General features: G+C 71.2%; 9 protein-coding genes and 1 pseudogene. 4 read left to right on the plus strand and 6 right to left on the minus strand.

Annotated elements, in window-relative coordinates; all coding sequences use genetic code 11:
- Positions 1–10: 10 nt before the first annotated feature.
- Positions 11–1,336: pseudogene (locus C6N75_RS21810) on the minus strand (alkaline phosphatase D family protein); the annotation flags it as partial.
- 98 nt (positions 1,337–1,434) lie between these two features.
- On the opposite strand from C6N75_RS21810, the gene C6N75_RS21815 reads away from it, so the two are divergent.
- The 3 genes from C6N75_RS21815 to C6N75_RS21825 all read left to right on the plus strand — a co-directional run bounded on the left by C6N75_RS21815 (position 1,435) and on the right by C6N75_RS21825 (position 3,628).
- Positions 1,435–2,400 carry a pirin family protein gene (locus C6N75_RS21815; RefSeq protein ID WP_105870596.1) on the plus strand — a complete coding sequence of 322 codons (966 nt, stop codon included), beginning with the start codon at positions 1,435–1,437 and terminating at the stop codon, positions 2,398–2,400.
- Between the two features lie 367 nt (positions 2,401–2,767).
- Positions 2,768–2,956, plus strand: a complete 189-nt coding sequence (locus tag C6N75_RS21820) for a hypothetical protein (RefSeq protein ID WP_105870597.1) — start codon at positions 2,768–2,770, stop codon at positions 2,954–2,956.
- 207 nt (positions 2,957–3,163) lie between these two features.
- The gene (locus C6N75_RS21825; protein WP_105870598.1) at positions 3,164–3,628 is read left to right on the plus strand and encodes a hypothetical protein; all 465 of its coding nucleotides are present in this window, start codon (positions 3,164–3,166) and stop codon (positions 3,626–3,628) included.
- Between the two features lie 98 nt (positions 3,629–3,726).
- Here C6N75_RS21825 and C6N75_RS21830 read toward each other — a convergent pair whose 3' ends face one another.
- Complete coding sequence (locus C6N75_RS21830) at positions 3,727–5,298, minus strand: phospholipase D-like domain-containing protein (protein WP_258177538.1); 1,572 nt, start codon at positions 5,296–5,298, stop codon at positions 3,727–3,729.
- Positions 5,299–5,746: 448 nt separating this feature from the next.
- Between C6N75_RS21830 and C6N75_RS21835 the strand changes: the two genes are divergently transcribed.
- Complete coding sequence (locus C6N75_RS21835) at positions 5,747–7,207, plus strand: S53 family peptidase (protein WP_219852899.1); 1,461 nt, start codon at positions 5,747–5,749, stop codon at positions 7,205–7,207.
- 79 nt (positions 7,208–7,286) lie between these two features.
- Here C6N75_RS21835 and C6N75_RS31730 read toward each other — a convergent pair whose 3' ends face one another.
- The 4 genes from C6N75_RS31730 to C6N75_RS21845 all read right to left on the minus strand — a co-directional run.
- Positions 7,287–7,421 (minus strand): hypothetical protein, encoded by a 135-nt coding sequence (locus tag C6N75_RS31730; protein WP_258177536.1) that lies wholly within the window; start codon positions 7,419–7,421, stop codon positions 7,287–7,289.
- A 457-nt stretch (positions 7,422–7,878) separates the two neighbouring features.
- Entirely contained in the window at positions 7,879–9,354 is a 1,476-nt protein-coding gene (locus tag C6N75_RS21840; protein WP_258177537.1) for a glycosyltransferase, read from the minus strand.
- Positions 9,351–9,521, minus strand: a complete 171-nt coding sequence (locus C6N75_RS30855) for a hypothetical protein (protein ID WP_181160569.1) — start codon at positions 9,519–9,521, stop codon at positions 9,351–9,353. The genes C6N75_RS21840 and C6N75_RS30855 overlap by 4 nt, the downstream gene beginning before the upstream one ends.
- A gap of 54 nt (positions 9,522–9,575) precedes the next feature.
- Positions 9,576–10,100: UDP binding domain-containing protein (locus C6N75_RS21845; RefSeq protein ID WP_146132637.1), on the minus strand; the 525-nt coding region annotated here is incomplete at its 5' end.

The following is a 10,100-nucleotide window of genomic DNA, read 5'->3' on the forward strand; positions in this document are numbered from 1 at the left end:
CCCCCTACCGGTCGAACCCGTCCGCCGCGTGCGCGTCCCCCGACACCACCCTCAGTTTCCCCCCCCCCCCCGCCTGCCCCCCCGCCAGCAGCCGCCCCCGCGCGGCCGGATAGCCGTCCCAGGCGTCCATCGACACCGTGTGGTCGGCCGCCGCCGAGCTGCGCCGCTGGGCGAACACCACCTGCTGCGGCACCACGTTCCACACCGCCGGCGAGTCCTTCCACCCGTCCAGCAGCCACCGCTCCTGCTCGGCCCCGGTCATCGTCCGCGCCGGATCCTGCGACTCCGGCCCCGGGCGGCGCCAGCCGTCCCCGTACGCCTGGTCGGAGCGGTACTGCCGGGTGTCCAGCACGTCGAACTGCGCCAGCCGCCCGAACCGCAGCCGCCGGTACAGCCTCATGTCCGCGCCGGACGGCTGCTGCGGCGCCCGCAGCGGCAGGTTCTCCCAGTACGCCCGGTACGCCGCCGCCCGCCGCACCAGGAACTCGGCCGCCCCCACACCGTTCTCCGCCACACCGCCCGCGTAGTTGTTCTCCGTCTCGTGGTCGTCCCACGTCACCACGAACGGGTGCGCCGCGTGCGCCGCCTGAAGGTCCGCGTCGGACTTGTACAGCGCGTACCGCAGCCGGTAGTCCTCCAGCGTCACCGTCTCCTTGTTGAAGTGCGCCGGCAGCACCCGGTCGGTGTACCCGCGGTGCCCGCCCGCCGAGTCCACCCCGTACTCGTAGATGTAGTCCCCGAGGTGCACCACCATGTCCAGGTCCTCGGCGGCCAGATGGCGGTACGCCGTGTAGTAGCCGTCGAAGTACGCCGCGCACGCCACCGCCGCGAACCGCACCCCCGACAGGTACGAGGCGTCCGCCGCAGGCGCCGTCCGGGTCCGCCCCGCCGGGCTGATCCAGCCACCCGCCCGGAACCGGTAGAAGTACACCCGCCCCGCGTCGAGCCCCGTCACCTCCACCCGCACACTGTGCGCGTACTCCGGATGCGCCGTCGCCGTCCCGCTGCGCACCACCGCGTAGAACAGCTCGTCCAGCGCCACCTCCCAGCGCACCTCGACCCGCTCGGCGGGCAGCCCGCCGTCCGGCTCGTACGGACTCGGCGCCAGCCTCGTCCACAGCAGCGCCGTGTCCGGCATCGGATCGCCGGAGGCGACGCCCAGCGTGAACGGATCCCGGTCGATGCGCCGGGCGTCCAGCTCCGCGGCGGCCGCCGCGCCGGCCGCGGGCAGATCGGTGGTGAACGCGAGCGCGGCGGCGGCGCCCGCGAGACGGAGGAGTCGGCGGCGGCCCAGGTGCCGGGCGGCGGCGCGGAGCTCGGAAGGTCGATTGCTCATATCGCACCTGATATGCCCCGCTTCCGCCCGCTCCCAGCCCGCCACCCGTGTGAACTGACGCTCCGTCACCTGCCTGTCCTCCCCGATACGGTGCCCCCATGAGCAATCTCGACCGCCAGGCCACCCCGTCCCTCTGCGGCGGCCGCGCCTTCGTCGTCGCCGAGCCGGTCCGCGAGCTCCTCAGCCCGCGCCGCGTCCCCCTCGGCGAGTCCAGCGAGGTCCGCCGCCTGCTGCCCAACCTCGGCCGGCGGATGGTCGGCGCCTGGGCGTTCGTCGACCACTACGGCCCCGACGACATCGCCGACGAACCCGGCATGCAGGTGCCGCCGCACCCCCACATGGGCCTTCAGACCGTGAGCTGGCTGCACGAGGGCGAGGTGCTGCACCGAGACAGCACCGGCAGCCGGCAGACCGTCCGGCCCCGCGAACTGGGCCTGATGACCTCCGGCCGGGCCATCTCCCACTCCGAGGAGAGCCCCCGCCCGCACGCCCGCTACCTCCACGGCGCCCAGCTCTGGGTCGCCCTGCCCGACGCCCACCGCCACATCGACCCGCACTTCGAGCACCACGCCGACCTGCCGACGGTCACCGCCCCCGGCCTCACCGCCACCGTCATCCTCGGCGACCTCGACGGCGCCGTCTCCCCGGGCGCCGCCTACACCCCCCTCGTCGGCGCCGACCTCACCCTCACCGCCGGCGCCGAGGCGAGCGTCCCCCTCGACCCCGACTGGGAGTACGCCGTCCTCGCCATGTCCGGCGAGACCCACGTCGACGGCGTCCCCGTCCTGCCCGGCTCCATGCTCTACCTCGGCTGCGGCCGCACCGCCCTCCCTCTGCGGGCCGCCTCCGACGCCGCCCTGATGCTCCTGGGCGGCGAGCCGTTCGAGGAGGAGATCGTGATGTGGTGGAACTTCGTCGGCCGGTCCCACGAGGAGATCGAAGCCGCCCGCACCGACTGGACGACCGGCACCCGCTTCGGCGAGGTCCACGGCTACGACGGCGGCCGCCTGCCGGCCCCGGAACTGCCGCCGGTGGCGCTGAAGCCGCGGGGCCGGGTGCGCTGAGCCACAGCCATGTCGCTGTGGGCGTGCCGGCCGTCGGTGTCGCTTCGGCGGAGGTTCAGCTGTCCGGCTCACCTCGCCCGGCGCGGAGCCGGCGCAGCAGTCGCCCGCCGAGACGGTGCCACTGGACTGGTGCCACTGGACTGTCGATGTCGCCGCGGCGGGGCCGGAGGCAGGCGCTGAGGCGAGTCCGCGGTGCGAGCCACCGCTGTCGGCAGCGCGATCACGGAATGTGCTCGCTTGAGGGAGGCAATGCCCCTTTAAGGTTCCCATGACGAGACGCTTGTCATTCCGACATTACCGTGGAGCCGCTGACCCAAGACGAATGCCCAGCCTCAAGGCAGGCCACTCGAGAGACAAGGAGGGCTCTATGAGCTTCGCGAAAAGCCCGTCGCCCAAGCGGAAGACCATTCCCGCCGTGCTGGGACTCCTGGTGGCGGGAGCCGCCCTCCTCGCCACGCCCGCGCTGGCTGCCGACCACGGGGCCGACTCGGATGCCGCCCAGGTCACCGCCTCGGGTCGGGAGATCTGCGCTTCCTGCATCGCGGACGACTTCTAGCGGCCTGTGACCAGTGCCGCCGCCACCGTCGTGGCGGCGGCACTGGTCCCCCTCCGAAGAGGGTGTTCCTCGTCGCGTCCGGCGCACGAGTGTGGGGTGTGCATGGCGAGATCCTCGATCTGCGGACCGTCGTCCTGACCGGCGGTGCGGCGTCAGCGGGCGGGGTGCACCCTGAGAGGAAGTCTTTTCCGACCCGGTGGGGTGAAAATGAGCGCTGACACCGAGATCGCCGTGTGGAACACCATCGAGCGGTACTTCGTCCTGCTCCAGTCGCACGCCAATGCCCAACAGATGCTGTCCGAGATCCTCACTCCGGACTTCCAGACCGGTTTCCTGCACGGCTACATGTGGGAAGGGGTGACTGGTCTGCGTGATTTCCTCCATGCCCGCTCCCTGTTCTTCGACGAACGGCACTCGATCGAGCAGATGTCGGAACCCGAAGGCGCCGCCGACGGCCGTTGGACCTGCCGTACGAGACTGTTCTTCTTCCTGCGTCGCCTCTCTCCCGGTGCTGCGCGGAGCCAGGAATTCACCGGCCTGGCCTGGCACACCTGGGTAATTCAGCCAGGACCATCCTGGCGCGTGGCAGCCCAGCTCGTCGACGGCTTCGCGGGTCTCAACGACAACGCACACGCACTCTTCTCACGGCCGGACGAAGGACTTCATCCCTGAGGGTGTCCCGTGAGTGATTCGGGAGTCGCCTTGGGCGGGGTTTGCGCGCGGCTCCCCGCCGTGTCCGGCGGGGGCGGAGTCGTGCATGCGGGCGGCGCTCACGACGCCGGGCACACCCCGCGTGCGTAGTCGTACGTGGCCGCCGCCTGTGAGTACTGCCACTCGGGTGCCAGGAGTTCGCTGTCCAACTGACCTGCGGCCGAGGCGTCCTCGACCATGTACCCGTAGTCCTGGAGCCAGGCTGGGTACAGGTTCTTGGAGCCGATGTAGAACGCCGAGTCGTCGACGGAGACGACCTTGTGGTGCAGGGCGTAGCCGCGACCGTCGGCCCACGTCCGTGCGGGTGAGACACGGAGGGAGGCCAGCTGGAGGTTCCGGCACATCACCGTGCGCGCACGCGACGCGCTTCCGGTCAACCGGGCCACCTCGCCGCGAAGGGGGTTGCTCAGTTCCGAGAGCGAGAAGATCGTGGAGTAGCCGCTGGCGCGGGTGAGCGGATCGCTCACGACGATGCGCACTTTCACTCCGGCCACGAGCTTCTGAGCGAGGGTCTGGAGGAGGCGGATGTCGTACCGGGGGAGCGGGGGGCACTGGCCGTTGAGGTCCTGCTGGGAGATCACGACGTTGCGTGTCGCGGTCCGGACCAGTTCCCGCAGGGCCGGCTCCTCGGGGTTGACCGTCTCGTAGTCGCGGTCGCTGTTGGTGTAGTCGGGTCGGATGTTGAACAGGCAGCGTGCCCGGTCCGCGTCGGGCAGCACCGGCTGGTACGTGGAGGCCGGGTCACGTTGCTGGATGCCGACGCCGAGGCCTCCCACTCCGATCACCGACAGGTCGCCGGCGGCGGGAACCGGCGGGTTGTACCGTGCCATCTCCGGCAAGCAGCGGGTCCCCGCCGACGAGGCGAACCGCACCCGCAGGCCGATGTTCGCGCACGTCCACTTCCACAGCCGGTCCAGAAAGTGCGTTCCGGACGAAGCGGCCGGCCCCGCCAGCGCCAGGTCGACGTCACTCACGGGGTGGCCGGTGTCGACATAGTCGCCGCTCCAGTAGTTGACCCCCCCGGTAAGCACCCGCGCACCGTCGACGACGAGAAGCTTCGAGTGGTTCCAGCTCAGTGCCTCCAAGGAACTGGTCATGGCCGCCACCTGAAGCGTCACCCTCTCCGCTGCCGACCCGAGCCGTTCCAGGAGCTCGTCCCGGTAGGAGCTGGGCGAGACGGTCAGCAGACTGACAGGATTCGTACCGGCCAAAACCCGCACCCGCAGGGTGCGCCCCTGCCCGACCGCCGCGCGCAACCCGGCCACCAGCGCATCCTGGAACTCACCGTCCGGGAAGGGAGGGACGAGGGTGGAGATGTCGACCGTGCTGGTCGCTGAGGCGACGGTCGACTCGATCCTCGCCAGCAGCCGACGCGTGTCCGACCTGTCCCGACAGCGCGGGTCGCCCCAACACCCCGGCGTCTGCAACAGCCACCCAGCGGGGCCGTCGCCTCGCGTGTCGAGGGCGTTGCCTCGAGTGCGCTGCCAGACGGTGCCCTCCAGGCCCGGAGAGACCTGGCGCAGTGTCGCCTCCACCGCGTCCAGGTGCGGTGTCGGCAGCTGAGGCGCTGCCGCCCGGTGGTCCTGCTCACCGACCGCCCCGCCCCCCGGAGCGCCGAGAGCGGTGGTCACGGTGCACAGCACTGCCACACCAGCCGTCCTTGCGACAGCAGAACGAAGAAACTTCGAACGAGACCAGTGCATCGCGACCATCCTCTTCGTGTTCGTCTCCATCGCCTCGCAGCGAGTGGCGAAATGAATACCGCGTGAGGATCGTCCGACGGTGCTTGCGCCGGGTGTGTCGTGAGCCCGACCAGACCGCCAACCGATTGGCGGTACGCGGGTGGTCCGAGGACCTGCGTTCCGCAGCCGAGCTGAGCGGGTGATCATGGAGCTTCGGTCCGGGAGCGGGTTGCCGGGAAGCTGCGCTGTGCCGACCACCATCGGCAGGGTCAGGCACACGCTGCTGCACACCGCGAGCGCACTCACCCCGCGGTGTGCGCCCCGACGGCCTGACGCAGCGCGGCCAGCACACGGCGGTCGTGTTGCCGGTCGCCCGGCGGTGGATTCCCATGGGTTCATGCTGCGCGCACCCACGTGGAGATCCGCCCTGGCCAAGGCAAGACAGGCGTCGAACAGCGGCGGCGGGTCGGCCACCCGGTCCCTTCTGGTTCTTGCTCTCGCCGTGCTGTGCACCTGGCCGGCGGCGACGAGCTCGGACGTCGGTGCGACGCGCACCGCGGTGTCCGAGACGGAGAAGTCCTCCCGCCCGTCCACGACGGGCGAGCCGCCCGCGACGCCGAAGGCCGGGGCGGATCAGGGGTTCCCGGCTCCGCTGGACCCGGAGCAGTGCCGGGCAAGCCGCCACACATCCTGCTACTCGGTCCAGCAGATCAGGACCGCGTACGGGCTCGACCGGCCGGCGGCAGAGCGGCTCACCGGCAAGGGCGTCACGATCGTCACCGGAATCGGTGTCATCCCCCCGACGCTCCAGCACGACCTGGACGTCTTCTCCGACCACTTCGGCCTGCCGCGTACGCGGCTGGAGTTCGCCTACGAGGAAGGCGCCTCTCCGTTCGACCCCCAGGATCACCCGGCACACCTGGAAGCGATTCTCGACGTCAGCGCCCTCCACGCGATGGCCCCGCGCGCGAAGATCGTCGTCGTAGGGGTGCCGGTCGTCCCAGGGGACCTCGCGGCCACACTGCCGGAGGGCTACATCCAGGCGATCGAGCAGGACCGCGGCGATGTCCTCTCCATGAGCTGGAACGACTTCGAGGCATCCCTGGAGCGGCGGAACCCCGGTCTGAGCGAGGGCTCGAAAGCGCTGGCGCGGCTGCGTCGACCGCTCGTCGAGGCAGCAGCCCGCGGTGTCACCCTGGTGGCCTCCTCCGGCGACTACGGCGGACTCGCCCCCTCCGCCGGGGCTCTGTGGCCCGCGGCGGACCCGCTGGTCACCGCGGTGGGCGGCACCGTTCTCCACCTCGACCGGGCCGGCCGGCGCACCCGTCCGGACTCCGCCTGGGACGCGAGTACGGGAGGGCTCTCCCGATGGTTTCCCCGTCCCGCCTACCAGGACCCGGTCGCGGGCATCACCGGCGGCCGGCGGAGCGAACCGGACGTCGGCATGTTCGCCGGCCCCTTCTGGGTCTACAACAGCGCTGATCCCGAGCAGGCGGGCTGGCGGCTCGCTCCCGGCGGTACGAGCCTGGCCGCGCCCCTGTTCGCAGGGGTCGTGGCACTGGCGAACGAGGCCGCGGGCCACCGCCTCGGACCGGCCGGCCCTGCGCTCTACCGCTCCGCGGGTGACGTGCGGCGCGCCGGGCTCGTGGACGTGGACACCGGCCGAAGCGACCGCAACGCGCACCCGGACCGACCGGCCCCGCCGGAGCCCGCGGGCTGGCGCGGGTATCCCGCCCGCCGCGGCTACGACCTGGTGACGGGCCTCGGTACGTTGACCGACAGCGGCCGCCTCGTCCACGCACTGTCCCGAGGCGACGCGCGTCCTCGCCGGACCTGCGGAGGTGGACCCGAGCAGTGACGTGGCCGTCGCCGGGGGCGGGGGAGGAGGGAGCGGAGGTGATGGTTCGCGTCGAGGAGCCTGCGCGGCTGTCCGGCGGTCAGCCGAAGATCTCGTACGACTCCCGGTAGACCTCATCCGTGTGGCGGGTGCTCCCGGCGTACACCTCGCCCATCCGCTGGTACAGAGCGTGGTTCGCCGGGATGGGGGCGAAGGCGACACCGGGGCGTACCATCGCATCGATCGCATCGATCGCATCGTCGTACGAGGCGTGGGCGCCGAGCCCGACCGCCGCGCAGATCGCCGCACCGAGGACAGCAGGCCATCAGCCAGGTGATGTACGTGAAAACCAGTGACACCGTCATCCTTCGCGGCGGGCGAACGCCGTGTCGAGGACCTTGTCGCCGGCCTCGCACCGCAGTCCTGGAAGCGCCTGTCCGCCGGTTAAGGTCCCACGGCGAGCGCATGCAACCAGCGGGCGCGGATCCCCATCCGGATCTGGTGGGAGAACCGCCGCGGCCTCTGGGTCCCGGCATGCAGAAGCATGAAAGACCTCACCGACATGGCCTGCCACGGCTGCTACGGCCCCTTCGCCACCCGACTGAAAGACCTGGTCAGGGTGGCCGGCGCCCGCTGGGCCGTCGAGGTTTCCCTCCGGCAGCCGGTGCGGGCCTTCCGCCCGGCCACCGCGGTCACCCCAGTGACACCTCGGCGCCGTTCTGGCGGGTGCCCCAGCCCGTCCTCGCGCAGGTGAAGATGCCGTACCAGCGCAGCCAGCGGAGCCACGTCCAGGCCATGATGATCGCCAAGGGCATCATCAGCCACGTCAGAAGGCGCGAACGGATGCGCTCGTCCGTGCGGATGATGCCGAGGTAGCGCAGGCCCTGGGCCCAGCCGAGCAGGAAGGGGATCCACAGCATGCTCAGTGGCGGCATGTTGTCGTAGGCGACCGGCTCGACCACGAGCAGCCAGACGGTGACCAACTGCGTCAGGACCATCTGCGTCCAGCGCATGGCGTGCAGCCAGAACGCAGGGCGCGCCATCGAGAGGTACCGCATCCGCCATACGGAACGGATGGTCGAGCCCCGCATCCACCGCAGGTACATACGGCCGAAGTGGTTCCAGCGCTCCGGCATCGCGGTGAACACGATGGCGGTGCTCTGCTGCACCGTCAGACCGCGTTCCTGCGCGTACAGCGTGAGCATGCTGTCGTCACTGAAGGAGACACCGCGGCCCATGAAGGTCTCGTTGAGGTAGGAGCCGAGGTTCTCCCGGACGAGACCGGCCCGGTAGGCGGCCAGCGGGCCGGAGTTGACCATGACCGCGCCCACCGCGGACTGGCCCGAGCGGTCGACCATCTGCGACGTCACGAACCACAGGTCCGAGGTCCGGGCCAGCAGCTGGCTGCCGCGCCAGGACAGCACGGCCCGGCGGTACTCGCGCCTGGCCCGGCGGGTCGCCTTCCCCGCGTGACCGAGTGGCTGCGGTCGGGCGGGCCGGGCCGGGCCCCGGTTGTTGGTGGCGATGACGATGCCGGCGACCGACTGGACCCGGCGCTTGCTGAACGGTTGGAGGATCTCCTCGACCGCACGGGGGTCGAGGTAGGAGTCGGAGTCCACCGTGATGTACACGTCGGCGTCCGCTCCGGCTTCGACGCCGCGCGCCTGGGCGTGGCGTTTGCCGCCGTTCGGCACGCGCTGCCAGGTCGTCGTGACCCCCGCCCGCGTGGCCGCCCGCAACCACCAGTCACGGATCTCGGCGTAGTCGGTCGTCGTCGACCCGTCGTCGACGACGTGCACGCTGTCAGGCCGGCGGCTCTGCTGCAGAAAGGACTCCAGACCCAGCCTCAGGTAACCGGGATCCTCGTTGTAGACCGGCATGAGGATGCAGACGTGCAGCCGGTCGAGGCGCTGCTGCGCGCTCGCGGGCACGCGCGTGGGGCGGTCCAGGTGGTACAGCGCGACCTGGATCGCGAAGAGCACGAACATGCCCAGCCAGACGACGGACAGTCTGCTGGTCGTCTCGGAGCCCCAGTCGGCGACCGCGAGCGCGTGCACGGCGGTCCACGCAGCGAGGAGCACCAGGCCGATGATGCCGATGAGGACCAGACCCGACCGGTGCTGCCGCGCCGACAGCACCGGTGTCTGGCCTGGTCGCCGGGTGCTCACACCTCTCCTACGGACCGATGCCTGCGGAACCGCCAGCGGGTGAGGACCACCCCGACGAGGACCACGCCTGCGGCCGCGGCGAGTATCCACAAGCCGATGTAGATGGTGACGCCGGCGATCGTGAGACCGCCCGCGCCCGTTGCTGCGAGCTGCTGTCCATCGGACACGAGAACTCCCCCGGGAGTGGGATACAGGGACTGAGGTGCGGAAATGGCGGTGTGTCAGGGCCGGCCCGGAGCGCGGTACTCCCAGCCGGCGGCACGCCAGCAGTCGGGCGCCAGGGCGTGCCGGCCGTCGACGATGCGTCGATGGGACACGACGGCGCCCAGGGCGTGCGGGTCGAGGTGCCGGAACTCGTTCCACTCGGTGAGGAGCACGACGACGTCGGCTCCCGCCGCCGCCGTGAGAGTCTCGGTGGAGTAGGCGAGTTCGGGGTGCACGCGGCGGGCGTTCCCGGTGGCGGCCGGATCCACGACGGTCACCTGGGCGCCCAGGCGGTGCAGGGTGCTCGCGACATCGAGGGCCGGGGCGTCACGGACGTCGTCGGAGTCGGGTTTGAAGGCGGCGCCCAGGGCCAGCACACGGACCCGCCGCAGGTCCCCGCCGGCGAGGTCGCGGACCAGGTCCACGGTGCGGGTGCGCCGCCGCTTGTTGATCGCGTCGACTTCGCGCAGGAAGGCGACCGCCTGGCCGACGCCGAGCTCCTCGGCGCGGTGCGCGAAGGCCCGGATGTCCTTGGGCAGGCA

The sequence above is a fragment of the Streptomyces solincola genome (genome assembly GCF_002982015.1).
In the GTDB taxonomy this organism is placed as follows: domain Bacteria; phylum Actinomycetota; class Actinomycetes; order Streptomycetales; family Streptomycetaceae; genus Streptomyces; species Streptomyces solincola.

Bases quoted from the DNA above. Each gene is read 5' to 3' on its own strand.
- C6N75_RS21825 (WP_105870598.1), top strand. From the start codon at position 3,164: ATGAGCGCTGACACCGAGATCGCCGTGTGGAACACCATCGAGCGGTAC.
- C6N75_RS21835 (WP_219852899.1), top strand. From the start codon at position 5,747: ATGCTGCGCGCACCCACGTGGAGATCCGCCCTGGCCAAGGCAAGACAG.
- C6N75_RS21815 (WP_105870596.1), top strand. From the start codon at position 1,435: ATGAGCAATCTCGACCGCCAGGCCACCCCGTCCCTCTGCGGCGGCCGC.
- C6N75_RS31730 (WP_258177536.1), bottom strand. From the start codon at position 7,421: ATGGTACGCCCCGGTGTCGCCTTCGCCCCCATCCCGGCGAACCACGCT.
- C6N75_RS21820 (WP_105870597.1), top strand. From the start codon at position 2,768: ATGAGCTTCGCGAAAAGCCCGTCGCCCAAGCGGAAGACCATTCCCGCC.